The following is a 25766-nucleotide window of genomic DNA, read 5'->3' on the forward strand; positions in this document are numbered from 1 at the left end:
CAGAAGTTGAGATCAGCCTGACGAACCGCCGGATGCGTGGCCCGCATGTCCGGTGGTGTGGGAGGCGGGTCGGGTGACCGACCCGCCTACCCGATCGCTGTCTCCCGGCGAAGTAGCCCAGGTGACTCCCGTCGTACGACTACACCGCAGACTCTCCGAAGGTGGAATCGACGGTATGACCACCACGAGCACCACCCCCAGCACCCTCACGGCGCCCGCCGCCCGCGCGGTGGCCGCGGTGAAGCACTACGGCGGCGGCGACGCGGCCGTCCGCGCCCTCGACGGCGTCACGGTCGCGCTGCCCGCCGGCCGCTTCACCGCCGTCATGGGCCCCTCCGGATCGGGCAAGTCGACCCTCATGCACTGCCTGGCCGGCCTGGACCGCCTGACCTCCGGCCAGGTGTACATCGGCGACGTCGAACTCGGCGCCGCGTCCGACAAGCAGCTGACCCTGCTGCGGCGGGAGAAGCTCGGCTTCGTCTTCCAGTCCTTCAACCTGCTGCCGACGCTCTCGGCGGCGGAGAACATCACGCTCCCGCTGGACCTCGCCGGCCGCGCCCCGGACCGGGACTGGCTCGACACCGTCGTCCGCACCGTCGGCCTCGGCGACCGCCTGAAGCACCGCCCGGCCGAGCTCTCCGGCGGCCAGCAGCAGCGCGTCGCGGTCGCGCGCGCCCTGGCCTCGCGCCCGGAGGTGGTGTTCGCCGACGAGCCCACCGGCAACCTCGATTCCCGGTCCGCGGCCGAGGTTCTGGGGCTGCTGCGGATCATGGTGACCGACCTCGGCCAGACCCTGGTGATGGTCACCCACGACCCTTCGGCGGCGGCCTACGCCGACGAGGTCCTGTTCCTGGCCGACGGCCGCCTCGTGGACCGGCTGGAGCTGCCCACGCGCGATGCCGTCCTGGCCCGCATGCAGCGCTTCGGCGAGGCCGGCACATCCGGCACATCCGGCACATCCGGCGAATAGGGAGGCCCACAGCCATGCTCACCATCGCCCTGCGCAACCTCACCGCCCGCCGACGCCGTCTGATCGGCACGTTCCTGGCGGTGTTCCTCGGCGTCGCCTTCCTGGCCGGCACCCTCACCCTGAACGCGACGCTGTCCCGCAACTTCGACAACCTCTTCGCGACCGCCGACAGCGGCGTGGCGGCGGTCGTCCAGTCGGACACCCTGATCTCCCAGCACGGCAGTTCCGGTTTCGGCGGCCTGCGCGCCCCGGTCCCTGCGCAGATTGCTGATTCGCTGCGCACGGTTCCCGGTGTCGCCGACGCCCAGCCCGAGATCGTGGGCTACGGCCAACTGCTCGGCGCCGACGGCAAGGCGGTCGGCGGCAACGGACCGCCGCGCACCGCCGGCAACTGGATCCCGTCCACGGCGCTGAACTCGTACCACCTGGTCTCCGGACGCGCACCGCGCGACGTGGCGGCCGGACAGCCGGTGGAAGCGGTCATCAACAAAGGCGCGGCGGATTCAGGGCATCTGAAGATCGGGGACACCACGGTCGTGCAGACGCCGCTGCCGGTGCGGGTCACGATCGTCGGGATCGCCGGATTCGGAACGCAGGGCGGGATCGGGCAGGTGACGTACGCCGGATTCACGCAGACGGTCGCGGAGAAGTACATCTCGCGCCCCGGCCAGGCATCGCAGATCCTGATCACCGGCAAGTCGGGCGTTTCGCAGGACTCTGTGGTCGCGGCGGTGTCCAAGGCGTTGCCGCCGGGCGTTACAGCGATGAGCGGCGCGGCGTACACGAAGGCGAACACCGACGCGATCGGGACGGCGTTCCTGACCTTCTTCAAGGGCTTCCTGCTGGTCTTCGCCGCCGTGGCGCTGCTGGTGGCGGCGTTCTCGATCCACAACACCTACACGATCCTCATCGCCCAGCGCACGCGCGAGAACGCCCTGCTGCGGGCCCTCGGGGCGTCGCGGGGCCAGGTTCTGCGCTCGTCGCTCGGCGAGGCGGCGGCGCTCGGGCTGGTGGCCTCGGCGGCCGGCGTCGTCGGGGGACTGGGCATCGCGCAGGCGCTGAAGGCGCTGTTCGACGCGGCCGGATTCGCTTTGCCCGCCGGGGGATTGGCGGTGACGAAGACGACGATCGCGCTGGCGCTGCTGGTCGGGGTCGGCGTGACGGCCCTGGCCGCGCTGTCGCCGGCCGTGCGTGCCTCGCGCGTCGCCCCGCTCGCGGCGCTGCGGGAGGCGTCGGTGGGGGAGACGCAGTCCGGGTTCGGACGTGTCCGGACGCCGGTCGGCGCGCTGCTGCTGGCCGGCGGGATCGGCCTGGCCGTCGCGGGCGGATCGCTGGCGCTGGTCGGAGCCGGGGCCGCGGCCACCACGGTCGGCGTGGTGATGCTCGGTCCGGTCGCGGCGCGCGCGGCGGTCCGGGTGCTCGGGCCGCTGGTCACCGGCGGCGGACGGATGGCGGGGACGACCGGTGTTCTGGCCCGGCGCAACGCCGCACGGGATCCGCGCCGGACGTCCGCGACCGCGACGGCGCTGATGGTGGGCGTCGCGGTGGTGACGCTGCTGACGGTCTTCGCCACGTCGGTGAAGACGTCGCTGAAGTCTGATGTGGACCGGTCGTTCGTCGGAGACCTCGCGGTCTCCTCGCCGTCCTTCGGCGGCGGCGGACTGAGCCCGCAGCTGGCCTCCGATCTGCAGAAGGTGCCGGGCGTCGCGGCCGCCGTGGGCATCGGGCAGGGGACGGCTTCGGTCGGCGGTGCCGCGACGAACGTGTCGTTCGCCGACACGGCGAAGCTGAGCCAGGCGGTGTCGCTGGACGTCCGGGGCGGCTCGGCGGCGGCGCTGGCCGGCGGCCGTGAGATCGGGGTCTCGGCCTCGGAGGCGAAGAAGCATCCGCTGGGCAGTTCGGTCACGGTCGTCTTCCCGGACGGCACCGCGGGCACGGTCCCGGTCGGCTTCGTCTACGGCCCGCGCGGCTCCCTGGACAGCTACCTGATCGACGCCACGGCCTGGTCCGCGCACGCGAATCAGGTCACGGACACCTCGGTGATCGTGAAGCTGGCGCCGGGGACGACGGTCGCGGCGGCGCGTCCGGCGATCACGGCCGCCGTGGTGCCCTACGGCAGCCCGGACGTGCAGGACCGGCAGCAGTACGCGGACGCGCAGGCCTCCGGGGTGGATGTGGTCCTGACCGTCTCGTACGTGCTGCTGGTGCTGGCGATCGTGATCGCGCTGGCGGGGATCGCGAACACGCTGGCGCTGTCGGTCCACGAGCGCACGCGCGAGCTCGGACTGCTGCGCGCGGTCGGCCTGACGCGGCGCCAGACCAGGGCCCTGGTCCGCTGGGAGTCGCTGCTGGTGGCACTGTTCGGCACGCTCGGCGGCGTCGGCCTCGGCACCTTCCTGGCCTGGGCCCTGGTCCGCGCGGCCGGCGGCTCCACGGCCATCGGCTTCGCGGCCTCGCCGGCGGCGCTGGCCCTGATCCTGGCCGCCGGCGCGGTGGCCGGAGTGATCGCGGCGGCCCGGCCGGCCCGGCGCGCGGCCCGCCTGGACCTGCTGGCGGCCATCGCGCAGGAGTGATCGCATCAGTGCCGGGCTGAAGCTTCGCCGGTCGGCGGGCGCGGAGGGGGCATCCGCGGACCGGCGGAAAAGCGAGTCGGCGGCACCGGAATCCGGTGCCGCCGACTATGCGCCGAAGCGCCGAAGCGCCTACAAGCTGTTCAGCACCGCGTTCGAAACCGCCGCCGGCCCGCCGAGCACCACGCCGACCTCGATCGAGCCGCCGGCCTTCTCGTCGTTGAGGAAGCCGCGGGTGGCCGGGGCCAGGGTGGTGGGCGGCGTCAGCAGCAGCGGGCCGTCCAGGGTGCCCATCGCGGCGCCGCCGGACAGGGCGTCCGCCCAGTTCTGGCCGGTGGCGACCGCGTACATGTGCGGGGTGCCGGTGGCGCCGAAGAACTGGTGCGCCACCAGGGCCGCGGTGGCGTAGCGGTCGGCGCCGACCAGGCCGTTCAGCTTCAGGTTGCCGGCCGGGACCGCGCTGCCGAGGGTCTTGGCCGCGGTGTTCGCCGCGCCGCCGACCGGGTAGACGTTCGCGCCCGCCGGGGTGCCGGCCCACTGGTGCAGGAAGGAGGCGGTGGCCGCGGGCATCTGCGTGCCGTTGGTCAGGACAAGCACGGTGTCCGGGGTCGCGCCCGCCGCGGTGCCGGCCGCGAGGGCGTCCGGGAACAGCGAGGCGGTCGCCAGCAGGACGCGCTGCACGGCCGGGTGGCCGCCGGAGTCCTTCATGTCGCCGGCCATCTGCTGGGCGATCTTCACCGAGGTGGTGTATCGGTCGTCGCCGGCCAGGCGGACCGGGTTGAAGCCCAGCTTCTGCACCGCCGTGAGCACCGCCGGGGACAGGGCCTTCTCGCCGCCCAGGAGGTAGACGGTGGAGCCGGGAGCCAGCGTCCGCTTCAGTTCGGCGGAGGTCGCCGGGTTCAGGCTCGCGGTCTCGGTCAGCAGCAGCGGTCCGCTGTCGTGGGCGGCCAGGGCCGAGCCGCCGAGGGCGTCGGCGAAGTCGTCCGAGCGGCTCAGGACGGCGCTCTTGGCCAGCGGGCGCTTGTCGGCCGGGGCGTAGAAGTCGGCCAGGCTGTTGTTCGTGGCCGGCCACAGCTTCTGGGACACCGCGATCGCCGTGCCGATGCGGTCGTTGCCGGCCCAGCGGACCGCGTGCACCTGCGACGGGTCGAGGGTCACGTGCGAGGTCGGCGACAGGTCGACCTCGTCCTCGTCGACCTGGATCGCCGGCGAGCTGCCGTACTGCCGGGTCACGTCCAGGAAGTACTGGTGGACGCGCTGGTGCTTGGCCCAGTCGGTCGACGGGACGTACGGGTCGTTCGTCGTGGCGTTGAAGTTCGGCTGGTCCGAGGTGCTGCCGGAGATGTCCACGGCGGAGATCTGGGCCTGGAGCCCCGGGTCCGCGGCGGCGTCGCCGATCGCGCTGTGGCCGCTGGCCGGGTTGCCGGACGTGCCGTACAGACCGAGCTTGAAGCCGGTCCCGTTCAACGAGTTCCCGAAGCTCTTCAGGTACGCCACCACCGCCTGCGCGGTCGCGTCCTCGTGGTAGGGCTCCATGTCGACGAAGATCGTCGTGCCCGCGCCGAAGCCGAGGGCGGTGGCCTTCTTGACCGCGTCGGCGGCGTCCGTGGCGCCCAGGGCCGTCGGGTTCGCGCCCGCGGCGGTCAGCGTCGGACCCTGCTGGCCGGCGTAGATGGCCCACATGCCCCAGCCGGTCGCGGCCTGGTGCGCGACCCAGTCGGCGCTGTAGCCGCCGTCCGCGGGCGGGTTCGGGTTCGCCGAGGACTTGCAGTCCTGGTCCGGGTGGTAGGACGCGCCCCCGATGTAGACCCCGACGCCCCGGTACGGCGAGTGGGCGTACCAGTCGTCCATCTGCGGCGAGCTCGGCGCGACGCAGGTGTCGAATCCCTTGCCGCTGAAAGCCGTGTTCGGGGTGGTGGACGCGGCGTGGGCGCTGGTCGCCCCGATGCCCACCAGGCCCAGAGACCCCAAGGATGAGGCGGCCACAGCGGACGCGGTCAGACGAATGCGGTTCATAACGATCCCCTCCGTAAGTCCCGACCACCCTAGGGGGCCCGTCGGAGGCATCGCAGGCCTACCTCAACATAAACGCCTAGATCTTCATGTCGGGAACAGATCTTCATGTCGGGAACAGATCTTCATGTCGGAAACAGAACTTCACGCCGGGACGGGCAAAAGCATCTCAAAGCGACAGCCGCCGTCGACATTGCCCACCGTGACAGCACCCGAATGCGCCTCGGCGATGCCCCGCACGATCGCCAGCCCCAGGCCCGCCCCGGCCCCGACCGGGCTCTCCGTCTCCGGCGTGCGCGCGGCCGTCCCGCGCCACGCCACGTCGAAGACCCGGTCCAGGTCCTCCTCCGGGATCCCGCCGCAGGCGTCGGTCACCGACAGCAGCACCCGCGGCTCGCCGTCCACGCCGGCCGGGGCCAGCGCGGTGGCCTCGATCCGCACCGTGCCGTCCTCCGGGGTGTGCCGGATCGCGTTCACCACCAGGTTCGACAGCGCGCGTGACAGTTCCCTGACATCGCCGCGCACCGTGGCCGGGGCCGTGACCGAGCCGGACAGCTCGATCCCGCGGGCCCGGGCCAGCGGCTGCCCCTCGGCCAGCGCGCCGTCCACCAGATCGGCCAGCGCCACCGACTCCAGGGTCAGCCGCAGCGCGCCGGCGTGGATCCGGGAGAGCTCGAACAGGTCGTCCACCATGCCGGCCAATCGGTCCGCGGCCTGCCGCATCTGCATGTGGTAGCGGGCCGGGTCGGTGGCGACGCCGTCCTCCAGGGCCTCGGCCATCGCGCGCAGGCCGGCCAGCGGGGTGCGCAGGTCGTGCGAGACCCAGGCGACCAGTTCGCGGCGGGAGCGCTCCAGCGCGCGCTCGCGTTCCCGCGACTCGGCCAGTTTCGCTTGTGTGGCGCGCAGTTCGCGGTCCAGGGCGGCCAGCTCGCCGGTCATCAGGGCCCTGCCGTGCGGGGCCGGGCCCGGCACCGGCTCCTCCTGGCCGAGGGCCTGCAAGGCGTTGCGCAGCGTGCGGCTGTCGTCGGCGACACTGCGGCCCAGCAGGGTGGCCAGCGCCAGCGTCACCGCCGCGCCGGACAGCGAGACGATCACCGAGACCCCGGCGTCGTGCGAGGACAGGAACATCGCGCGGGAGGCGATCACGATGCCGGCGACCACCGCCAGGACCCCGGTCGCGGCCGAGGCGAACAGCGAGGCCCGCAGCGACCGCCCGCGCAGGGCCCGCAGCGCCAGCCAGCCGATGAGCGAGGCGCCGACCGCGGAGCCGGCGCCCATGGCGAAGATCAGCAGCAGGTCACGCATCGGGGCCCTCCGGCGCCTCGAGCCGGTAGCCGACGCCCCAGACCGTGACGATCAGCGACGGCGCGGCCGGATCGGTCTCGATCTTCTCCCGCAGCCGCCGCACGTGCACCGTGACGGTCGACTGGTCGCCGAACGACCAGCCCCAGACCTGCCGCATCAGCTCGGCCCGGCTGAAAGCCTGGCCGGGGTTGGCCATCAGGAACGCCAGCAGGTCGAACTCGCGGCCGGTCAGGGCCAGCGGCTCCCCGGCCAGCCGGGCCTGGTGTGCGGTGAGGTCCACCTCCAGGCGGCCCAGGGCGAGGGTCTCAGGGGCCTGCGGTTCGGCCTCGCCCGCGTGGCCCCGGCCGTGTCCGCGCGAGCGGCGCAACACGCTGCCCGCGCGCAGCACCAGTTCGCGCGGGCTGAACGGCTTGGTGACGTAGTCGTCGGCGCCGACCTGCAGGCCCAGGATCCGGTCGCCCTCCTCGCCGCGCGCCGTGAGCATGATGACCGGGACCTCGCCCAGGGCCCGCACCCGCTTGTGCACCTCGTAGCCGTCGAAGCCGGGGAGCATCAGGTCCAGCACCATCAGGTCCGGCAGGTGCTCGGCCGCCGCGGCCACGGCCGAGGGGCCGTCGGCGGCGCGGCGGACGCGGTAGCCGGCGCGGGTGAGGTAGGCGGCGACGACCTCGGCGACGGTGGCGTCGTCGTCCACGACCAGGACGTCCAGGGGCGGCTCGCCGTCCTGGCGCTCAGCGGCTATGGCGATACCGGGTGCGGCATCGGTGGTGTCCGGCGTGGTCATCGGGTCGGCGTCCTCCTGGTGATCACATTGTGCCAGTCCGTCTTGTCCCGTTCCAAGGAAACACCGCGCGTGGTCCTGAGCGGGGCTTTCCAGTGCTTACGGAACTGTGACGACTAGGGTTGCGGACGTGAACTCCCCGCAGTCCTCCGGTTACTCCGGCACGCCATTGCCCAAGAAACTCGGCATCAAGGCCGGGCACTACGTGCTCTTCCACGATGCCCCCGAGGGCTTCGACCCCGAGCCGCTGCCCTATGACGTGACGCTGGAGACGGCCGAGGACGGCGGTGCCGGCCCCTACGACGTGATCGTGGCGTTCGCCAAGGATCACGCGACGCTCACGGACGGCTACGAAAAGCTCCCGTCTCTGCTCTCCAAAAGCGGGGCGCTGTGGATGTGCTGGCCGAAGAAGGCCTCGAACATCGTCACCGACGTCTCGGAGAGCGTGGTCCGCGCGGACGCGCTCGCGCTGCCGATCGGGCTGGTCGACGTGAAGATCGCGGCGATCGACGCCACGTGGTCCGGGTTGAAGCTGGTGTACCGGCTCGACCGGCGCTAGCGGCGGCCATGGCGGGGGCTGGCGGACGCGCCGGAGGCACCCGACTCACCGCTCACACCTGTCTCGCAGGTCTCAACCGGAGCACGGTTGACCGGATCCGACATATCGCGAGCGTTCCACCAGTAGGCTGATACGCATGCGGCAGCCCGTGCAGACCCTCCTTGAGCATGTGCGGCGTGGCCTGGGCGGCGCCGTCCTGCTCGGCGGGGCGGCTCCGGCGGACCTCGCGGTGATCGCGGGCCCCGTCGTCGAAGGATTGTCCCTGCTGCGGGCCGGCGGTGACGTCTCGGCCGGGCAGATCCCCAGCGAGCAGACCGCCGAGCGCGGGCTCTTGGCGTTCTCCGGCCTGGCCGATCTGATCCGGCCGCTGCTCGACGGCGAGGCGGGACTCGACCTGGAACGCGGCGCCGGCCACGTCGGGCGCGCCGCCGGCGAACTGCTCGTGCAGGCCGCGGCGGTCCAGCCGGTCATCGCGGTCATCGCCGACGCGCACCTGCTCGACAAGCCCTCGGCGACGGCCGTCGCGGTCGCGGTCCGGGCCACCCGGCGCGCGCCGGTGGCCTGGCTGATCGGGGTCGACGACGTGCGCCGGGCCCCGTTCGGCGCGCTCGGCGCGGTGGCGGTGCAGGTGCAGCGCCCGGCCGGGTCCGGCGACCTGCCGAAGGCGACCACGCGGGCGCTCCTCGTCCTGGCCGCCAGTGCGACCGGTCACATCGACGAGGTCGGCGGGGCGCTGGAGCATCTCGGCCTGCGGGTCGGCGATCTGGCCCCGGCCGTCGCCGACGGCGTCGTCGAGGCCACGACCTCCGGCTGGCGGTTCCGCGACCTCGGTGTCGCCACCTCCATATACGCCACCGCCACTCCGACCGAGCGGCAGGAGACGCACACGGCGTTCGTCGACGCGATCTCCGAGCTGCGGGAGGCCGAGAAGGGCGAGATCCTGGCCCGGCACCTCGCCGGCGCGGCGGTCGGCACCGACGGCCCGGCGGCCGAGGCGCTGGGCCGCTCCGCGGACGGCGCGCGGGCGCGCGGAGCGCTGGAGGCCGCGCGGTCCTCATACGGACGCGCGGCGAGTCTGTCCCCTGATCAGGGCGCGCGGGCCCGCTGGCTCAGCGGCGCCGCCGACACCGCGCGGCTGCTCGGCGATCTGGGAGGGGTGGGACGGGCGATCCGTGAGGCGCGCGTCCTCACCGACGACGCGACGCTGCACCACCGCCTGGACGGCATCGCGACCCGCACCTCGGTGCTGCGCACGCCGCAGACGCGGATCAAGGCCCTGCTGGAGTCCGGCAGCCACACCACCGCGATCGGCCTGATCCTGGCCGGGCGCGCCATCGACGCCGAGGCGATGCTGGCGCCGGTGGTGTCCTCCGCGCTGCTGTCCGATCCCCTGGACATGGGGCCGCTGACGGTGCCGGCGATCGCGGCCGGGGCCATGTGGACGTGTGATGGCAGAGGAGCGGCTGCGGTACTGGACCGCTCAATCGCCCTATTGCGTGCGTATGGGGCGGCCGAGCATCTCCCCGCCATGTTGGTGGCGCGGGCCGAGGTCGGTTTCCGTTCGGGACGCTGGCCGGCGGCGCGGGACGACGCGATGGAGGCGGCGGCGCTGGCGTCCCGGCTCGGGCAGGGGCCGGTCCGGGCGGTGGCGCGCGGGATGGCGCTGCGTGTCAGTTCTTTGATGGGCGCGCCCCTGGAAGACGCCACGGTGATCGAGGCCGAGTCCTCGGGGTCCGAGGCTTATGCGCTGTGGCCGCAGCACGCCGTCGGCGTCGCGCTGCTGGCCGACGGCAAGTGGGACGCGGCGGCGACGGTGCTGGGTGGGGTCGCCGAGGCGCTGGAACGGCTCGGCGTGCGGGATCCCTCGGTGCTGCCGGTGGCCGGGGATCTGGTCGAGGCACTGGTGCGGGCCGGACAGGCCGGACAGGCCGCGCGGGCGCGGGAAGTCGCGGAGCAGGCGAGGGAGGCGTCCTCGGCCTCGATGTCCATCGTGGTCCGCGCCGTCGCCGAACGCTGCCTCGGACAGGTCGGCCAGGCCAAGGGCGGCAAGGCCAAGCTGCACTTCGAGAAGGCCCTGCGGCTGCACGCCGAGACCGACGACCGTTACGAGGAGGCGCGCACGCTGCTCGCCTTCGGACGTCAGGACGGCGACCGGGCGCGGCTGGAGGCCGCGGCGGACCGTTTCGCGGCGTTGGGCGCGTGGCCTTGGCTGACGCGCGTGGAGGAGGAGCTCGCGGGAAAGCGGTCGCGCAAGAAGCTCGGGGCGCTGACGGCGAAGTAGGCGCCGATGCGATAGGACTGGCGTATGGCGAACCTCCGTTATGGGATCAAACTCAGCCAGGACGCGACGATCGACGAGTACAAGGCCGTCTGGCGCATCGCCGACGAAGCCGGCTTCGACCACTGCTGGAACATGGACCACTTCGCCAGCCTCGGGGGCGATGAGACCAAGGACATCTTCGAGGCCTGGACGGCCCTGGCCGGCATGGCGGCGCTGACGTCGCACGTGCGCATCGGCGTCTCGGTCACGGGCAACACCTACCGCCACCCCGCCGAGCTGGCGAAGATGGCGGTCACGGTCGATCACCTGTCCGGCGGCCGCCTGGAGTTCGGGATCGGCGCGGCCTGGGCCGAGAACGAGCACACGATGCTCGGCCTTCCCTTCGGCACGGCCGGGGACCGTGCGGACCGGCTGGAGGAGGCGCTGCGGATCATCACCTCCCTGTGGACCGAGACCCGCACCACCTTCGACGGCAAGCACTACCAGATCAAGGACGCGATCGCGGAGCCCAAGCCGGTCCAGAGCCCGCACCCGCCGATCTGGATCGGCGGCAGCGGCCGCAAGCGCACCCTGCGCATGGCCGCCGAGTACGCGGCGGTGTGGAACGCCGCCGGCGGCACCCCGGAAGAGGTCGCTGAGGCCTCGGCGGTCCTGGACCGGCACTGCGCCGATGTCGGCCGCGACCCGGCGAGCATCCGCCGCTCGGTGCAGATCCGGGTCGGCGACGACTTCGACGCGCTGCGGCGCACGATCGAGGGGTTCACGGCGATCGGCATCAGCGACCCGCTGCTGATCCTGCAGACCGACGATCCGGTGGCGCGCGCCGAGCAGCTCGCGGCGGAGCTGCCGCGGTTGCGGGAGATCGGGTAGCGGCGGCGGTGCCGGGCGGGGCCCACCGGCTGAGGCGGGCCCTCCATCCACGTTCGCATTAGGCGATGTGGAGCTGCTCCACAGGCTGACCGGTGATTCCAGCGATCAGATCGAAGTCCTTGTCGCAGTGCAGCACGGCGAGTCCTGCCAACTCCGCGGTAGCGGCGATCAGCAGATCCGGGATGGACGGCGCGCGATGCTTCCCATGATCGGCCAACAGAGTCAGCACCTCCAGCGCTCGGTCCTCTATGGCCGGCGTCAGGTACTCGACTGGCATCGCCGACAGGGGAGGTGTGCGCAGTCCGGTCCGCAGATCCATGCCTGACCGTGCCGAGTAGCCGACCTCCAGCCGGGTCACCGTGCTGATTCGGACCAGGCCGCGCTCGATCTTCGACGCCCACTCGTCGACGTCCGGACTTGAGCCGAGCCGCACCAGCGCGGACTTGTCGATGAGCCAGGACGTCACCGCCACGCCTGTCCCATGACGTCCGGGTCGCCGAGGTCGGCGAACAGATCCGAGAACCGGACCAGATCGGCGCTGCGGACCGGGGCCTCGGACAGCGCGGCGTCGGCAGCCAGCCGGCGGCGCACGTACTCGCTGCGCGATATCCCCAGACGTCCGGCGTGTGCGTCCAAAGCGCTCATGACCTCTTCGGGGACGTCACGGACAAGTAGGTCAGCCATGTCGAACCTCCTTGGATATCCCATGATATCCCCAGCTGGCGGCTCATCAAGCAAGGCGCTCGCGCATCACCGGAACGAGTGGACGCCCGCCGCTGCCTCACATCCCCGCCGCGGTCGCCGTCCCGGTCGTCTCGCCCGCGAGCAGCCGCCTGTCCTCCTGGTCCAGCGTGGAATCCGCGAGCTGCCGGAGCATCGTCAGCAACTCCGCGTGCTGTTCCGGCGACCAGCCGTCCAGCTGGTCCACCAGAATCGCGCGCCGGGCCGCGCACAGTGCGTCCACCGCGGCCTCCCCGCCCTCGGTCATCACGACCGTCTGGTGCGGTGGTGCGCCATCGAGCGTGACGCGGCCGGTCGCGACCAGCGCGTCCAGGTGCGGGCGGATCTCGGCCATCGAGAGGTTCAGCCGGGTCGGGACGTCCTCGACGCGTGTCGGGCCGTACTGCTTCAGGCGGAACAGGCCGTAGGCCTCCGGCACCGTGATGTCGATGCCCGACTTGGTGATCGTCTGCGCGTAGCGGTCCTTCACGTTCTGGCGGCTGGACAGCATCGTCAGCGCGCGCTCCAGCTCGTCGATCGACGTGCGCTGCGTCGGGCCGGTGGAGGCCTCGGCGGCGCCGGTGCCGCGGGTCGTGGTGCGCAGCGGGACTTCGCGCAGGAACAGTGACAGCACGAAGGCCACCATGCACAGGGGGACCGCGTAGAGGAACACGTAGTGCAGCGCGTGGGCGTAGGTGTGCAGGAAGGGCTGCGCCTCCGGCTTCGGGAACTGCTTGATGAGCTTCGGGTCCTCGATCGCCTTCTGGAACGGGAAGGCCGGATTGATCTTGCCGGCCGCCACCGCGGCCTTGATCTCGGCCGTCAGCTTGTTGGTGAAGACGGTGCCGAACAGCGAGGCCCCGAACGCGCCGCCGATGGAGCGGAAGAAGGTCACCGCGCTGGTGGCCGTGCCGAGTTCCTCGTAGTCGACGTTGTTCTGCACCGCGATGATCAGGACCTGCATCACCAGGCCCAGGCCGAGGCCGAAGACCAGCATCGCGACCGCGTTGGAGGCGGTGGAGGTGGTGTCGCTCATCCGGGACAGCAGCCAGGCGCCGACCGTCATCACCGCGGTGCCGACGACCGGGAAGATCTTGTAGCGGCCGGTCCGGCTGATCAGCTGTCCGGAGCCGATCGAGGCGACCAGGACGCCGGCCATCAGCGGCAGCAGCTGCAGACCCGAGGCGGTCGGCGTCGCGCCGTGCACGACCTGTTGGTACAGCGGCAGGAAGGTGAGGCTGCCGAACATGCACAGGCCGACCACGAACCCGATGGTGCTGCACATCGAGAACACCGAGTTCTTGAACAGGTGCAGCGGCAGCACCGGTTCCCTGGCGTGTTTCTCCGCGTAGAACCAGCCGATCAGGCACACCACGGCCAGCGCCCCGCACCCGAACACCTGCCACGAGCTCCAGGCCCAGGTGCTGCCGCCGAAGCTGGTGATCAGGATCAGTGAGCTGGCCGCCGCGGCGATGAGGAAGGTGCCCAGGTAGTCGATGACCGGCTTGCGGTGCGCGGTGTGGGTGTGCATGCCGATGGCGACCACGACCAGCGCGACCGCGCCGATCGGCAGGTTGACGTAGAACACCCAGCGCCAGCTGAGGTTGTCCACGAAGAAGCCGCCGATCAGCGGGCCGATCACGCTGGCCACGCCGAACACCGCGCCGATCATGCCCTGGTACTTGCCGCGGTCCCGGGGCGGCACGACGTCGGCGATCAGCGCCATCGCCAGCACCATCAGGCCTCCGCCGCCGACGCCCTGCAGCGCCCGGGAGGCGATCAGCTCGCCCATGTTCTGCGACAGCCCGCACAGCGCCGAGCCGATCAGGAAGACGACGATCGCGGTCTGGAAGACCCGCTTGCGCCCGAACTGGTCGCCGAGCTTGCCCCACAGCGGCGTCAGCGCGGTGGAGGCCAACAAGTAGGAGGTCACCACCCAGGAGATGTGGTTGGCGCCGCCGAGGTCGGAGACGATGGTCGGCAGCGCCGTGGAGACGATCGTCTGGTCCAGCGCGGCCAGCAGCATGCCCAGCATGACGCCGGCGAAGACCAGCGGGACCTCGTTCTTCTCGCCGGCCGCGGCCGCCGCGTGCCGGCCGACGCCGGTCGACTCTGAGCTCACCTCACCAGGGCACCACGGAACGTGGAGGCGTGCGGTGCAAGCGAGCCGAATGGGTGAGACGTCCCTGTGTTCGAACTTCGAGCTCTGAGGCCTACTGCTGGCGGCCTACTGTTGGAGCGATCCCGCGAACGTTTCCAACTCCGACATCGCCCCGCTGCCGGACACCACGACCGAGACCTTGCCCAGGGTCGTGGCCGCCGCGCTGCCCTCCGGCGCCACGGTGCGCACCAGCGCGTGCCGGCTGCCGTCCGGGGTCGCGTAGACCTGCCACTGGTAGCCGCCGGCGCTGACGGTGCCGCCGGCGCCGGAGACCGGCGTGGCGTCCGGGGCTTGAAGGGTCAGGAGCTGGTCCAGGCCCTTGCCGCCGGCGATCTGGTCCAGCGCGACGTACTGGTCGTCGGAGGTCAGGAAGCCCAGTTCCCAGCGCAGCTGCGCGCCGGGGTCGAAGTCGGCGTGCACCGACGTGGCGCGCCAGCCCGGCGGCAGGCTCGTCGGGGCCATGGCCTGGAACGGCAGGTCCGCGTCGCGGCGGGCCTGGGCCAGCGGGATCGTGTAGTCGACCGTCTGGACCGCGTCCTCCGGCTTCTTGGAGTCGTGCGGGAACCACTCGACGATCGCGACGAGCGGCAGGGAGATCACCGCCATCGACAGCAGCATGTCCCTCAGGGACTTCTTGAGCGGGGAAACGCGGGCCATAGGGATATGGTCCCATCCGTCCCCTGGGGTTTTACGCCGGGTCCGGCCATCGGGCGGCATGAGACCCGCCACTTCGCGGTTCCGGGGTGGCGCGAGCCTCGATACGATCTCCCTCGACATCCCTCGTGAACCGCGACGATGCGGATCCCCCTCCTCGAGGAGCTCTAAATACATGAACGCCGCAGACCCGCAGGCGAACGACAACCAGGCCTCCGACGGCTCCGAGGCCCCCGACCGCAACCTGGCGCTGGAGCTGGCCCGGGTCACCGAGGCGGCGGCGATGGCGGCCGGCCGCTGGGTCGGCAAGGGCGACAAGATCGCCGCCGACGGCGCCGCCGTGAACGCGATGCGCAAACTGATCAACACCGTCTCGATGCGCGGCGTGGTCGTCATCGGCGAGGGCGAGAAGGACGACGCGCCGATGCTGTTCAACGGCGAGGAGGTCGGCGACGGCTCCGGGCCGGAGTGCGACGTGGCCGTGGACCCGATCGACGGCACCACCCTGGCCGGCAAGGGCATGCCCAACGCGCTGGCCGTGATCGCGGTCGCTGACCGGCACAGCATGTACGACCCCTCGGCTGTGTTCTACATGGACAAGCTGGTCGCCGGTCCCGAGGCCGCGGACGTGGTCGACATCACCGCGCCGGTGGCCGAGAACATCCGCGCCGTGGCCCGCGCCAAGCGCCGCGAGCCCGGCGACATCACCGTGGTGGTCCTGGACCGCCCGCGCCACGAGGGCCTGGTCGCCGAGATCCGCGAGGCCGGCGCCCGCATCAAGTTCATCTCCGACGGCGACGTGGCCGGCGCCATCATGGCCACCCGCCCCGGTACCGGCGTGGACCTCCTGCTCGGGGTCGGCGGCACCCCCGAGGGCATCATCGCGGCCTGCGCGATCAAGTGCCTGGGCGGCGTGATCCAGGGCCGGCTGTGGCCCAAGGACGACGCCGAGCGGCAGCGCGCGCTGGACGCCGGGCACGACCTGGACCGCGTCCTGCTCACCGACGACCTGGTCTCCGGCGAGAACTGCTTCGTCGCGATCACCGGCATCACCGACGGCGAACTGGTCCGCGGCGTGCACTACACCGGCGGCGGCGCGACGACGCAGTCGCTGGTGATGCGGTCGAAGTCGGGGACGGTGCGCCGCATCGACTCCGAGCACCGGCTGGACAAGCTGCGGCAGTACAGCGCGGTGGCTTTCCACTAGGTCCTGATCGATCCCCGGGGGCTCTCATCGGCTCCCGGGGCCGGAAGCCGGCGACCGCGCGCAGCGTTCGCCGGCTTCAGTGTTCCTGCGGCTTCTGACTTGCTGGTGCTCCAGTCTTGCCGCGGCTTCAGTTCTTGCCGCTGCTTCAGTCTTCTTCGCCGTTCCCGTTCCCAGTACTGATCGCGGCGTCCAGCCGGGCCCGCGCGCCGTCCAGCTTCGCCTGGCAGTGCTTGGCCAGCGCCTCGCCGCGCTCCCACGCGGCCAGCGACTCCTCCAGCGTCAGCCCGCCGGTCTCCAGGCGCCGGACGACGTCCATCAGCTCGTCGCGGGCCTGCTCGTAGCCGAGGTGGGACAGGTCCGGGGTCTCACCGTCGGTCATCGTCGTCTCGTTCGCCATGGCTTCAGGATAGTTTCCGGCTGTGACTGGTACCGAGGAAGTACGCGTGCGGCGGGCCGTGCCCGGCGACGAGGAAGAGATCCAGCGGCTGCGGCACAAGATGGCCTTCGACGTGTTCGGAGCCGAGCCGCCCCCTTTGGACGAGCCGAATCATGTGGCGGCTGTGAAGAAGCTCCGCGCGTGGCTGGAGGCCGGCGACGAGGCGGGGACCGTGTGCTTCGTCATCGACGCGCTCGACGGGAACGGTCTCGCGGCCAGCGCCATAGGTGCCATCGATGACCGCTTGCCGAGCGCACGGAACGCGGCAGGGCGGTCCGGCTATATATATGGAGTCTGTACCGAGGAACGCTTTAGGCGGCGCGGATACTCGCGTCTGGTCCTCCAGGCACTCCTCGACTGGTACGGCGACCAAGGGATACCGCGGATCGAGCTCCACGCCAGCGAGTTCGGCGAGGCGCTCTACCGCGAGCTCGGCTTCGACGACCCCAAGGGTTCCGCCCTTACTCGCTGGGCTCCGCAACCGTAGGACCGTCCGCGGCGGCCGCGTCGGAGAACACCTCGGAGACCGCCGCGTTCAAGCGCCCGGAGGCGAGGCGGACGTCGAGCACGTCCCCCTCGCCGACCTCCTCGGCGGACCGCACGGCGTGTCCGGACGGCGCCAGGACGATCGAGTAGCCGCGCTCCAGTGTCGCCATCGGGGACAGTGCGCGGACCCGCGCCAGGGTGTGCCCGAGGTCGTCGGAGGCGCGGTCCAGGCGGTGTCCGATGCTGGACCGGGCCCGCCGGGTGAGTTCGTCGAGATCGTTGCGGCGGCCGTCGATCATCGAGTACGGGGAGGCCAGCACCGGGCGCTGCCGGAACGACGCCAGTCCCATGGCCTCGCGTTCGATTATCCGCGCCACGGACCGCCAGGCATTGCGCCGCAACTCCGCGACCCGGTCCATCTCCTCGGCGACGTCCGGGACGACCCGCTTGGCCGCGTCGGTGGGCGTCGAGGCCCGGAAGTCGGCGACCAGGTCCAGGATCGGGGAGTCCGGCTCGTGGCCGATCGCGGAGACCACCGGGGTCTGGCACTCGCCGACGGCCCTGATGAGCGCTTCGTCGGAGAAGGGGAGGAGGTCCTCCACGGAGCCTCCGCCGCGGGCGATGATGATGACGTCCACCTCGGGGTCGGCGTCGAGCTGGGCCAGCGCCGGGAGGATCTGCGGGACCGCCTTCGGTCCCTGTACGTCGGTGTTCACCACCCGGAACTGGACTCCGGGCCAGCGGCGCTTAGCGTTCTCCAGTACGTCCCGCTCCGCCGCTGAGGCGCGCCCAGTGATAAGGCCGACACAGTGGGGGAGGAACGGGAGCGGCTTCTTCCGGCGCGGGTCGAACAGCCCCTCCGCCTTGAACTTCGCCTTCAGCATCTCCAGGCGCGCGAGCAGCTCGCCGAGGCCGACCTGCCGGATCTCTTCGCCGCGGATGGAGAACGAGGAGCGGGGGACGTAGAAGTCAGGCTTCCCGTAGACGATGACCCGTGCGCCCTCCGTGAGCGGGGGCACCACCGCTTCGAACACCCGGCGGAACGTGGTGATCTGTACGGAAACGTCCGCAGAGGGGTCCCGCAGCACCAGGTACACCATCTGCGAGCCGGGCCGCTTGTTGATCTGCGCCAGCTGTCCCTCGACCCAGATCGCCCCCAGCCGGGAGATCCACCCGGCCACCGCTTCGGAGACCGCGCGGACGGGGATGGGCTGTTCGGCCGAGGATTGCATCGCCATAGACAGGAGCGTAGTCATCGGGGGCGACGCTGCGCGGACGTGGCGAAGTTGTGGAGAGAGCCGATCATGGGACGCGGAGTCCGGAGCGCCGCCTACCATGGAAGCCATGAACGTCTCTGCGTCTGAAGACCGCCGCGTCCTCCTCGCCGCGCCCCGCGGCTACTGCGCCGGCGTGGACCGCGCGGTCGTGACCGTGGAGAAGGCGCTGGACCTCTATGGAGCGCCGGTGTACGTCCGCAAGGAGATCGTGCACAACAAGCACGTCGTGCAGACGCTCCAGGACCGCGGCGCGATCTTCGTGGAGGAGACCGACGAGGTGCCCGAGGGCGCGACCGTCGTGTTCTCCGCGCACGGCGTGGCGCCGATCGTGCACGAGGAGGCGTCCCGGCGCAATCTGAAGACCATCGACGCCACCTGCCCGCTGGTCACCAAGGTGCACAAGGAGGCCGTGCGCTTCGCCGAGCAGGACTTCGACATCCTGCTCATCGGCCACGACGGCCACGAGGAGGTCGTCGGCACCACCGGTGAGGCGCCGGAGCACATCATCCTGGTCGACGGCCCGGACTCGGTGGCCGACGTGGAGGTGCGCGACCCGGCGAAGGTGGCCTGGCTGTCGCAGACCACGCTGTCGGTGGACGAGACCACCGCGACCGTGGACCGGCTGCGCAAGAAGTTCCCGCTGCTGCTGGACCCGCCGTCCGACGACATCTGCTACGCCACCCAGAACCGGCAGATCGCGGTCAAGCGCATCGCGGCCGACTCGGACCTGGTGATCGTGGTCGGCTCCAAGAACTCCTCGAACTCGGTGCGCCTGGTCGAGGTCGCGCTGGAGGCCGGCGCGGGTGCCGCGCACCTGGTCGACTTCGCCTCCGAGATCAGCGAGGAGTGGCTGGAGGGCGTCCGCACGGTCGGCCTGACCTCCGGCGCCTCGGTCCCGGAGGACCTGGTCGACGGAGTGCTGTCGTGGCTCGCCGAGCGCGGGTACGGGACGGTCGAGGTCGTCCGCTCGGCGGAGGAGAAGCTGCTGTTCGCGCTCCCGCCGGAGCTGCGCAAGGACATGCGAGAGGGCGGCGAGGCGTAGTCCGGGAACGCTTAAGCGTTTCCCACTCCGGGATCACCAGGCGGAGCTGGGGGCCACATCCCGCATCTGCGCGACCAGGGTCTGGCCCCGGCGCGGTTCGTCGCCCGGGAACGGCGGCTTGTGGCAGGTGCGGCAGCAGGGCAGGCGTTCTCCGGTGTCGGCGAACACCCAGGTCCTGCGCCGCAGACCTAAAGCGGAGCTGCGGTGTTCCTCTAAGAGGAGTGGCCTGGAGAGCTGAGTCGTGATCCAGTCCGCCGCGCGATCCGCCATTTCCTCGGGGGACGCTTCCGGGTCCTGCACGTTGATGTAGCCCGGCGCACCAGGAGCGTAGTTCTCCCAGATCGAGCAGTCGTCTCCCCAATAGCCGCCGAACTCCCTGTGCGCCATCCGCAGCTGGAGCCCGAACGGATCCGCTTCCGGAACGGTGAGCACCGCCAGCACCGACGGCCCGGCCAGCGCCAGGGCCCAGGAGTCGAAGGCGATCATCCCGAGCGGACCCCAGCCCAGCGCGGCGCGCCGGAGCTCGGCCAGGAAGCGGCGGCTGTAGCCGTCGAGGGGGAAACGGCCGCCGGGGTCGATCTCGAACCAGATCTCGCCGTTCATCTCTCGCGGTCCTTGCTTGCTCGCCGTGCGGGGTGGGCCGGGGGCCGGGCTACCGTTTGCCGGCGCTCCGCATCCCGGCCCACCGGGCCGCGATCAGCGCCGCGGCCAGGGCGGTCCCTACGAACAGCGGCCGCGGCTTGACGGCCAGCAGCGCGCCGACCGAGGCCGCCTGGCCGACCAGGCCGCCGCCGGCCCGCATGACCCCGAACTGGACCGCGGTGAGCAGCCCGCAGCAGTACGCCAGCGGCGGCACGATGACGCCGGCCAGCAGGTCCCGGCGCCGCACCAGCGTCGCGGCGTGGAAGGACGCGGCGATGAAGACCAGGTCGAAGAACCAGTGCGCGTCCCCGGTCACCAGCGCCTCGAGCGCGGCGGCGGTCATCGTGGGACCGGCGACCATGAGCAGCACGCCCCAGGCGGTCAGTACCTGGCGGGGCTTCGCGGCGCGGACGGCGCTCCGGCCTGCCGCGCCCGCCGGACGAGGCCGGGGCCGGGGCCGCGCGGGACCGGCCGAGCGGAAGTCCAGCGGCGCGGCCATGCGCTCCCGGCGCAGCGCGTCGCGATCGCGGCGGGACTGCGGGACCCGGGCGGCGGGGCGGGGCGCGAGACGGCTGGCTCCTTCGTTCACAGATCCGAACCTACGACGCGATTGCGCACATTTCGGGTAGCGAAACGCCGAGCGTGGTCCGCCTCGTCTCCAGCCCGCCTCGTCTCCAGTCCGCCCCGTCCCTAGTCCGACAGAGCCCGCGTCTGGATCTCCACCTGCCCCGGCGCCGCCAGCTCCTCGTCGACCAGCCCGAGCTCGTTCAGCCGCCGTGCCGTGACCAGCACCCGGGTCTCCAGCGAGCCCACCGACTGGTTGTAGGCCGCGACCGCCGAGTTCAGCCCCTTGCCGACGCGGTCCAGGTGCCCGCTCATCGTGTTCAGCCGCGCGTAGAGCTCGCGGCCGAGTTCGAACACCTGCCGGGCGTTCGCCGCGAGCGAGTCCTGGGTCCAGGCGTAGGCGACCGTGCGGAGCAGGGCGATCAGGGTGGTCGGGGTGGCGATCACCACGCGGCGCGCGGCGGCGTACTCCAGCAGCTCCGGATCGATGTCCACGGCCTGGGAAAGGAAGGCTTCGCCGGGGACGAACAGGACCACGAACTCCGGCGTCGGCCGGCCGCTGGCGCCGAGCGCGCGCCAGTAGGCCTTCGAGGCCAGCTGGTCGACGTGCGCGCGCAGGTGCTTGGCGTGGGAGGCCAGGTACTGCATGCGCTCGGTCTCGTCCGTGGTCTCCGCGGCGTCCAGGTACGCGGCCAGCGGGGTCTTGGCGTCCACGACCACGTACTTGTCCCCGGCCAGGCGCACCACCAGGTCCGGCCGCAGCATGCCCTCGGCGCCGGTGGAGCCGTAGGAGCCGGGGAGCACGGTCTGGGTCTCGAAGTCGCAGCGGTCGACCATGCCGGCCAGCTCCACCGCGCGGCGCAGGTGCATCTCGCCCCACTGGCCGCGGACCTCGGGTCGGCGCAGCGCCGTGACCAGGGCCGCGGTCTGCGTCCCGAGCGCCCCGGCGGCGGTGCGGACGTCGTCGATCTGCTGGGCCATCGCGGCCTGGGAGGCGGCGCGGCCCCGTTCGATCTCGCGGAGCCGGTCGTCCAGGCGCGACAGCGACTCGTTGATCGGCCGGCCCGCGGCGTCGAACTGCGAACCGGCCAGCGCCAGCAGCCGGTCCGCGGACTGGTCCAGGGCCTGCGAGTTCAGCGTCAGGCGGCGGGACCGCTCCCACAGCACGCCGAGCAGCGCGCCGAACGCGATCCCGATCACCAGCAGCAGCACAGGCATCATGGGTCCATATTGTCCCTCGGGGCACGCCTGTGCGGCGGCTCCCCGGTCATGCCTTGCGCGTCCTGCGGTCCCGGCGGGCTGCGATACTGGAGGACGGGCCGATTCCGGCTCCGCACTGCATCCCGTACGCGACGTCGATAGGACTGTTGGACAATGGCGCTCACCATCGGAATCGTCGGACTCCCGAACGTGGGCAAGTCGACCTTGTTCAACGCGCTCACCAAGAACGACGTGCTCGCCGCGAACTACCCCTTCGCGACCATCGACCCCAACGAGGGCGTGGTCGGCGTCCCGGACCCGCGGCTGGCCAAGCTCGCCGAGCTCTACACCTCGCAGAAGGTGGTCCCGGCCACCGTCACCTTCGTCGACATCGCCGGCATCGTCCGCGGCGCCAGCGAGGGCCAGGGCCTGGGCAACAAGTTCCTGGCCAACATCCGCGAGGCCGACGCGATCTGCCAGGTGATCCGGGTCTTCACCGACCCCAACGTGATCCACGTCGACGGCAAGGTCTCCCCGGCCGACGACATCGAGACCATCAACACCGAGCTGATCCTGGCCGACCTGCAGACCATCGAGAAGGCCCTCCCGCGCCTGCAGAAGGAAGCGCGGATGAAGAAGGAGGTCCAGGCCACGGTCGCCGCGGTGGAGGAGGCCAAGAAGATCCTGGACTCCGGCAAGACCGTCTTCGCCGCCCGCCTGGACCGCGAACCGCTCCGCGAACTCCACCTGCTGACCGCCAAGCCGTTCCTGTACGTCTTCAACGTCGACGAGGACGAACTCACCAACGAAGCGCTGAAGGACGAGATGCGCGCCCTGGTCGCCCCGGCCGAGGCGATCTTCCTGGACGCGAAGATCGAGCACGAACTGATGGAACTCCCCGACGACGAGGCCCTGGAACTCCTGCAGGGCATGGGCCAGGACGAATCCGGCCTGAACCAGCTCGCGCGCGTCGGCTTCGAGACCCTGGGCCTGCAGACCTACCTGACGGCCGGCCCGAAGGAGTCCCGCGCATGGACCATCCGCAAGGGCGCGACCGCCCCCGAGGCCGCAGGCGTGATCCACACCGACTTCCAGCGCGGCTTCATCAAGGCGGAGATCGTGTCCTTCGCCGACCTGGTCGAACTCGGCTCGGTCGCGGAGGCCCGCGCCAAGGGCAAGGCCCGGATGGAGGGCAAGGACTACGTCATGGCTGACGGGGACGTGGTGGACTTCCGGTTCAACGTGTAGCCGCTTCGCCGGTGCGCGCTAAGGCTTTTGTCGAGCGCGCAGCTGAGAAGAGCCGAGCCTGTCAGGGCTCGGCTCTTCCTTCGTTCGGTGCAGGATCAGACCGAATCAGGCATCGTAGACGGTTGAGCGATGTGCGATATGCACTACCCAAACGACCAGTGCTCCGTTGTCGATCGTGTAGATGATCCGGTAGTCGCCGACCCGCAGTCGACGCCGGTCAGGTTGAGACACCAGGGCGGTGGTGCCGAAGCCGAGGGGATCGGTTTCCAACTCGGTGAGTTTGGCCAGGATGCGGAGCGCGATACCTCGTGGAACCTTACGCAATTCGGCCTGTGCTTCAGGCCGGAAAACGGTGTGGTACTTACTCACTGCGCGCCAGGGTCTCCCTCATGACGTCCTCGATCGGAATGCCGGGCGCGGAACTGGCCATGCGCTTTTCGATGATCTGGTTGATCTCGCGCTCTTCCAACGCCAGGTACTTGCGCAGCATGTCGATCGAGACAACGGCGGCGACCTCGTTGCCTCGCCGGGTGATGACGGTGGGTATGTCATCCCGATCGGCGCGCTCCACTACTTCCGCCAGGTGGGCGCGCACATCGCGGATCGACTCGGTGGGGAGGCGCTGCGTCATATGCCCAAGAGTACCAAGTGTCGCAGGTGTACACAACGGCACTCGACAGGGTGGCCGCCGCGGTTCGCGGCGGCCACCCGGCCTTTCCGGCGCTGATCAGGCGCCGACCCCTACTCCGGAATGCTCCCCGGATCCGTCGCGGCGACGTAGCCGGCCGGGCCGGACAGGGTCGCGCCGAGCTCGGTTCCGATGCTGTCCGGGAGGGCGGCTGGGCCGCCGAAGATCAGGGCGCTGTCGATGCTGCCGGAGTTGGCGGAGACCCACTGTTGTTCCTCGGGGGTGAGGCTCTTGTGGGGGTCCACCAGGAGGAGGGGGCCGGAGAGGTTCGACATGGCCGCGCCGCCGGCGAGGGAGTCGGGCCAGTTGTAGGCGGTGGCCACGCCGAGGTAGAGGCGGCCGGGGAGGGCGTTGGGGGCGGCGCCGAAGAATTCGCGGGCGACCATGAAGGAGGTCTCGAAGCGGTCGGTGCCGGCCAGGGCGACGGTTCTGGCTTTGCCGGTGGCTCCGGAGGTCTCGGTCGCGGTCTTGGCCTGGCCGCCCACTGCGTAGAAGGTCGCCGGGCCCGTGCTGGTGGGGGCGGCCACCGACTTCAGGAAGGCGGCGGTGGCGGGGGGCATCGCCTTGCCGTCGGTCAGCACGATGGGGTCGCCGGTCGCGCTGGCTGACAGGGCGTCGGCGAAGTTCTCGCCGGTGGCCACCACGAAGGTGCGGGTGCCCGGGTTGTTCGTGACGGCGGTCCGGGCGATGTCGACGGCTGTCGCGAAGCGGTCCGCGCCGCCGAGGCGCCGTACGCCGTAGCCGAGGTCGGTGATCGCCTTCTGGACGGCTGGCGAGAGGGCCTGGGCGCCGCCGAGCAGGGTGACGACCGGCGCTCCGCTGTGGGCCGGTCCCAGGACCCGCACGATCTCGTCCCGGACCGCCGGGTCGAGGGCGTTCGAGGGAGTGAGCAGGAGCGGCCCGTTCTTGGCGAGCACGCTGCCGGCCAGGGCGTCGGCGTACTGGTCGGAGCGGGCCAGGACCAGGCTGGTCGGCCTGGCGGTGCTCAGGGTGGCGTCGGGGTAGGCGGCCTTCGAGACCGCGATCGCGGTGCCGATGCGGTCGGCGCCGGCCAGGCGGGTCACGTGCGTGACGGCCGTCGGGCGGTAGGCCGGGACGCCAGGGTGCTGCGAGGCCACGGCGGGGGTGCCGCCGGTCGCCGGGATCGCCTCGACGTCGTTCGGTACCGGGGTGCCGCCGTTCTTGACGATCGACGTCTCGAAGGCGATCTTGCTTCCGTCCGGGGAGAACGTCGGGTGGGACAGCGCGAGGCCGTCCAGGTGGGTGAGCACCTTCGACGGCGACGGCTGGAACGGGTCGCTGATGTCGACGACCGCGAGCTGCCAGGAACCGGTGATGAAGGCGACGGTCTTGCCGTCCGGGCTGACCGTGGGCTGCGTCCCGTCGGCGATCTTGTAGGGCTGCGCCTGGCGCGCGTAGTTCCGGACCGACCAGATCTGCGGCGCGGAGCTGCCGGCGGGCGTCTTCTGGAAGACGTAGTTCGGGACGATGTTCATCGACGGGCTGGTCCCGTCCGGCGTGTAGACCGCGTCGGGCGAGGCGTAGGCCGCGCCGTCGTTCATGTTCGGGACGTCGGCGATTACCGAGCCGTCGCCACCGCCGGAGGCGTTGGTGCCGTAGCCGTCGGCCTTGGCGACCTTGATGGGGCCGGTGACGCCCCGGACCGTCTCGGCGAACGCGACGCCGGTGCCGTCGCTGCTCCAGGTCGGGCTGGAGATGGCGATCCCCGGCCCGCCGTGCGCCAGGACCCGCATCTGGCTGCCGTCCGGGAGCGCGGATACCAGGTCCCCGTTTCCGTCCACGAAGGCGACCCGGCTGCCGTTGGGGGACCACGTGGCGTCGGTGACCGTGGTCGGGAAGGTCAGCGGCTGGCCGTCGACCAGCATCCGCTGGGTCCCGTCGCTGATCGTCAGGGCGCTGTCGGCGGGGCCGGAGTTGACGGCGTGGGCGGCGGGCGCGACGAACCCCAGGGCCGGAATGAGCGAGGTCGAGAGGATCGCGGACAGTGCGAGAGACCGCCGACCGGAGGACTTTGGCATGAACTCTCCCCAAGAGTCATGAATAGTCACGGATATCGTGACTCAAATCGTGG

The 25766-nt window shown here is 71.4% G+C and carries 24 protein-coding genes; 9 read left to right on the top strand and 15 right to left on the bottom strand.

The window, feature by feature from the left end; genetic code table 11:
* The first annotated feature begins 175 nt into the window (after positions 1-175).
* Together ABIA35_RS07165 and ABIA35_RS07170 are read left to right on the top strand one after the other, a co-directional pair.
* Positions 176-970 carry an ABC transporter ATP-binding protein gene (locus ABIA35_RS07165; RefSeq protein WP_370357416.1) on the top strand — a complete coding sequence of 265 codons (795 nt, stop codon included), beginning with the start codon at positions 176-178 and terminating at the stop codon, positions 968-970.
* Positions 971-984: 14 nt separating this feature from the next.
* On the top strand, positions 985-3543 hold the full coding sequence (locus ABIA35_RS07170) for an FtsX-like permease family protein (RefSeq protein ID WP_370335661.1): 2559 nt from the start codon (positions 985-987) through the stop codon (positions 3541-3543).
* A gap of 129 nt (positions 3544-3672) precedes the next feature.
* On the opposite strand, the gene ABIA35_RS07175 is transcribed toward ABIA35_RS07170, so the two are convergent.
* From ABIA35_RS07175 to ABIA35_RS07185, 3 genes are all read right to left on the bottom strand, one after another.
* Positions 3673-5556: a cell wall-binding repeat-containing protein gene (locus tag ABIA35_RS07175; protein WP_370335659.1), complete on the bottom strand. Its 1884-nt coding sequence runs from the start codon at positions 5554-5556 to the stop codon at positions 3673-3675.
* 141 nt (positions 5557-5697) lie between these two features.
* Positions 5698-6858, bottom strand: a complete 1161-nt coding sequence (locus ABIA35_RS07180; protein ID WP_370335657.1) for a sensor histidine kinase — start codon at positions 6856-6858, stop codon at positions 5698-5700.
* Complete coding sequence (locus ABIA35_RS07185) at positions 6851-7642, bottom strand: response regulator (RefSeq protein ID WP_370335655.1); 792 nt, start codon at positions 7640-7642, stop codon at positions 6851-6853. The genes ABIA35_RS07180 and ABIA35_RS07185 overlap by 8 nt, the downstream gene beginning before the upstream one ends.
* Before the next feature lie 127 nt (positions 7643-7769).
* On the opposite strand from ABIA35_RS07185, the gene ABIA35_RS07190 reads away from it, so the two are divergent.
* From ABIA35_RS07190 to ABIA35_RS07200, 3 genes are all read left to right on the top strand, one after another.
* Positions 7770-8198: a DUF3052 domain-containing protein gene (locus ABIA35_RS07190; RefSeq protein WP_370335653.1), complete on the top strand. Its 429-nt coding sequence runs from the start codon at positions 7770-7772 to the stop codon at positions 8196-8198.
* A gap of 136 nt (positions 8199-8334) precedes the next feature.
* The gene (locus ABIA35_RS07195) at positions 8335-10479 is read left to right on the top strand and encodes a hypothetical protein (protein WP_370357417.1); all 2145 of its coding nucleotides are present in this window, start codon (positions 8335-8337) and stop codon (positions 10477-10479) included.
* Between the two features lie 24 nt (positions 10480-10503).
* A complete protein-coding gene (locus ABIA35_RS07200) occupies positions 10504-11349 on the top strand; it encodes an LLM class F420-dependent oxidoreductase (RefSeq protein WP_370335649.1) in 846 nt (281 codons plus the stop codon).
* Between the two features lie 58 nt (positions 11350-11407).
* Here ABIA35_RS07200 and ABIA35_RS07205 read toward each other — a convergent pair whose 3' ends face one another.
* The 4 genes from ABIA35_RS07205 to ABIA35_RS07220 form a co-directional block, all read right to left on the bottom strand.
* Positions 11408-11821, bottom strand: coding sequence for a PIN domain nuclease (locus ABIA35_RS07205; RefSeq protein ID WP_370357418.1), 414 nt, complete (start codon positions 11819-11821; stop codon positions 11408-11410).
* Positions 11812-12033: a ribbon-helix-helix protein, CopG family gene (locus ABIA35_RS07210; protein WP_370335645.1), complete on the bottom strand. Its 222-nt coding sequence runs from the start codon at positions 12031-12033 to the stop codon at positions 11812-11814. Before ABIA35_RS07210 ends, ABIA35_RS07205 begins: the two co-directional genes overlap by 10 nt.
* A gap of 97 nt (positions 12034-12130) precedes the next feature.
* Entirely contained in the window at positions 12131-14191 is a 2061-nt protein-coding gene (locus ABIA35_RS07215) for an MFS transporter (RefSeq protein WP_370357419.1), read from the bottom strand.
* A 105-nt stretch (positions 14192-14296) separates the two neighbouring features.
* On the bottom strand, positions 14297-14887 hold the full coding sequence (locus ABIA35_RS07220; protein ID WP_370335642.1) for a DUF4245 domain-containing protein: 591 nt from the start codon (positions 14885-14887) through the stop codon (positions 14297-14299).
* A gap of 172 nt (positions 14888-15059) precedes the next feature.
* Between ABIA35_RS07220 and glpX the strand changes: the two genes are divergently transcribed.
* A complete protein-coding gene (gene glpX, locus ABIA35_RS07225) occupies positions 15060-16091 on the top strand; it encodes a class II fructose-bisphosphatase (RefSeq protein ID WP_370357420.1) in 1032 nt (343 codons plus the stop codon).
* Positions 16092-16236: 145 nt separating this feature from the next.
* Here glpX and ABIA35_RS07230 read toward each other — a convergent pair whose 3' ends face one another.
* Positions 16237-16488: an exodeoxyribonuclease VII small subunit gene (locus ABIA35_RS07230; RefSeq protein WP_370335638.1), complete on the bottom strand. Its 252-nt coding sequence runs from the start codon at positions 16486-16488 to the stop codon at positions 16237-16239.
* Between the two features lie 22 nt (positions 16489-16510).
* On the opposite strand from ABIA35_RS07230, the gene ABIA35_RS07235 reads away from it, so the two are divergent.
* Positions 16511-17014, top strand: a complete 504-nt coding sequence (locus tag ABIA35_RS07235; RefSeq protein WP_370335636.1) for a GNAT family N-acetyltransferase — start codon at positions 16511-16513, stop codon at positions 17012-17014.
* Here ABIA35_RS07235 and xseA read toward each other — a convergent pair.
* A complete protein-coding gene (gene xseA / locus ABIA35_RS07240) occupies positions 16989-18251 on the bottom strand; it encodes an exodeoxyribonuclease VII large subunit (protein WP_370357421.1) in 1263 nt (420 codons plus the stop codon). The genes ABIA35_RS07235 and xseA overlap by 26 nt on opposite strands.
* Positions 18252-18348: 97 nt before the next feature.
* Between xseA and ABIA35_RS07245 the strand changes: the two genes are divergently transcribed.
* Positions 18349-19332 carry a 4-hydroxy-3-methylbut-2-enyl diphosphate reductase gene (locus ABIA35_RS07245; protein WP_370335632.1) on the top strand — a complete coding sequence of 328 codons (984 nt, stop codon included), beginning with the start codon at positions 18349-18351 and terminating at the stop codon, positions 19330-19332.
* A 33-nt stretch (positions 19333-19365) separates the two neighbouring features.
* On the opposite strand, the gene ABIA35_RS07250 is transcribed toward ABIA35_RS07245, so the two are convergent.
* The 3 genes from ABIA35_RS07250 to ABIA35_RS07260 all read right to left on the bottom strand — a co-directional run bounded on the left by ABIA35_RS07250 (position 19366) and on the right by ABIA35_RS07260 (position 21759).
* Entirely contained in the window at positions 19366-19935 is a 570-nt protein-coding gene (locus tag ABIA35_RS07250) for a hypothetical protein (protein ID WP_370357422.1), read from the bottom strand.
* Positions 19936-19984: 49 nt separating this feature from the next.
* Positions 19985-20563, bottom strand: coding sequence for a DUF6542 domain-containing protein (locus ABIA35_RS07255; RefSeq protein WP_370357423.1), 579 nt, complete (start codon positions 20561-20563; stop codon positions 19985-19987).
* Between the two features lie 101 nt (positions 20564-20664).
* The gene (locus ABIA35_RS07260; RefSeq protein ID WP_370335626.1) at positions 20665-21759 is read right to left on the bottom strand and encodes a DNA recombination protein RmuC; all 1095 of its coding nucleotides are present in this window, start codon (positions 21757-21759) and stop codon (positions 20665-20667) included.
* Between the two features lie 153 nt (positions 21760-21912).
* Here ABIA35_RS07260 and ychF point away from each other — a divergent pair, with 153 nt between their 5' ends.
* Positions 21913-22986 (top strand): redox-regulated ATPase YchF, encoded by a 1074-nt coding sequence (gene ychF, locus ABIA35_RS07265; RefSeq protein WP_370335624.1) that lies wholly within the window; start codon positions 21913-21915, stop codon positions 22984-22986.
* A 105-nt stretch (positions 22987-23091) separates the two neighbouring features.
* Here ychF and ABIA35_RS07270 read toward each other — a convergent pair whose 3' ends face one another.
* From ABIA35_RS07270 to ABIA35_RS07280, 3 genes are all read right to left on the bottom strand, one after another.
* Positions 23092-23355, bottom strand: coding sequence for a type II toxin-antitoxin system RelE/ParE family toxin (locus ABIA35_RS07270; RefSeq protein WP_370357424.1), 264 nt, complete (start codon positions 23353-23355; stop codon positions 23092-23094).
* A complete protein-coding gene (locus ABIA35_RS07275; protein ID WP_370335620.1) occupies positions 23348-23617 on the bottom strand; it encodes a type II toxin-antitoxin system Phd/YefM family antitoxin in 270 nt (89 codons plus the stop codon). Before ABIA35_RS07275 ends, ABIA35_RS07270 begins: the two co-directional genes overlap by 8 nt.
* A gap of 110 nt (positions 23618-23727) precedes the next feature.
* Positions 23728-25713, bottom strand: a complete 1986-nt coding sequence (locus tag ABIA35_RS07280; protein ID WP_370357425.1) for a cell wall-binding repeat-containing protein — start codon at positions 25711-25713, stop codon at positions 23728-23730.
* Between the last annotated feature and the right edge of the window lie 53 nt (positions 25714-25766).

Origin of the sequence: Catenulispora sp. MAP12-49 (genome assembly GCF_041262705.1) — a bacterium.
GTDB lineage: Bacteria > Actinomycetota > Actinomycetes > Streptomycetales > Catenulisporaceae > Catenulispora.

Excerpts from the sequence above, each read along its gene's own strand:
- ABIA35_RS07165 (WP_370357416.1), top strand. The coding sequence starts at position 176 with ATGACCACCACGAGCACCACCCCCAGCACCCTCACGGCGCCCGCCGCC.
- ABIA35_RS07170 (WP_370335661.1), top strand. The coding sequence starts at position 985 with ATGCTCACCATCGCCCTGCGCAACCTCACCGCCCGCCGACGCCGTCTG.
- ABIA35_RS07175 (WP_370335659.1), bottom strand. The coding sequence starts at position 5,556 with ATGAACCGCATTCGTCTGACCGCGTCCGCTGTGGCCGCCTCATCCTTG.
- ABIA35_RS07180 (WP_370335657.1), bottom strand. The coding sequence starts at position 6,858 with ATGCGTGACCTGCTGCTGATCTTCGCCATGGGCGCCGGCTCCGCGGTC.
- ABIA35_RS07185 (WP_370335655.1), bottom strand. The coding sequence starts at position 7,642 with ATGACCACGCCGGACACCACCGATGCCGCACCCGGTATCGCCATAGCC.
- ABIA35_RS07195 (WP_370357417.1), top strand. The coding sequence starts at position 8,335 with ATGCGGCAGCCCGTGCAGACCCTCCTTGAGCATGTGCGGCGTGGCCTG.
- ABIA35_RS07200 (WP_370335649.1), top strand. The coding sequence starts at position 10,504 with ATGGCGAACCTCCGTTATGGGATCAAACTCAGCCAGGACGCGACGATC.
- ABIA35_RS07210 (WP_370335645.1), bottom strand. The coding sequence starts at position 12,033 with ATGGCTGACCTACTTGTCCGTGACGTCCCCGAAGAGGTCATGAGCGCT.
- ABIA35_RS07220 (WP_370335642.1), bottom strand. The coding sequence starts at position 14,887 with ATGGCCCGCGTTTCCCCGCTCAAGAAGTCCCTGAGGGACATGCTGCTG.
- glpX (WP_370357420.1), top strand. The coding sequence starts at position 15,060 with ATGAACGCCGCAGACCCGCAGGCGAACGACAACCAGGCCTCCGACGGC.
- ABIA35_RS07230 (WP_370335638.1), bottom strand. The coding sequence starts at position 16,488 with ATGGCGAACGAGACGACGATGACCGACGGTGAGACCCCGGACCTGTCC.
- xseA (WP_370357421.1), bottom strand. The coding sequence starts at position 18,251 with ATGGCGATGCAATCCTCGGCCGAACAGCCCATCCCCGTCCGCGCGGTC.
- ABIA35_RS07245 (WP_370335632.1), top strand. The coding sequence starts at position 18,349 with ATGGAAGCCATGAACGTCTCTGCGTCTGAAGACCGCCGCGTCCTCCTC.
- ABIA35_RS07250 (WP_370357422.1), bottom strand. The coding sequence starts at position 19,935 with ATGAACGGCGAGATCTGGTTCGAGATCGACCCCGGCGGCCGTTTCCCC.
- ABIA35_RS07260 (WP_370335626.1), bottom strand. The coding sequence starts at position 21,759 with ATGATGCCTGTGCTGCTGCTGGTGATCGGGATCGCGTTCGGCGCGCTG.
- ychF (WP_370335624.1), top strand. The coding sequence starts at position 21,913 with ATGGCGCTCACCATCGGAATCGTCGGACTCCCGAACGTGGGCAAGTCG.
- ABIA35_RS07275 (WP_370335620.1), bottom strand. The coding sequence starts at position 23,617 with ATGACGCAGCGCCTCCCCACCGAGTCGATCCGCGATGTGCGCGCCCAC.
- ABIA35_RS07280 (WP_370357425.1), bottom strand. The coding sequence starts at position 25,713 with ATGCCAAAGTCCTCCGGTCGGCGGTCTCTCGCACTGTCCGCGATCCTC.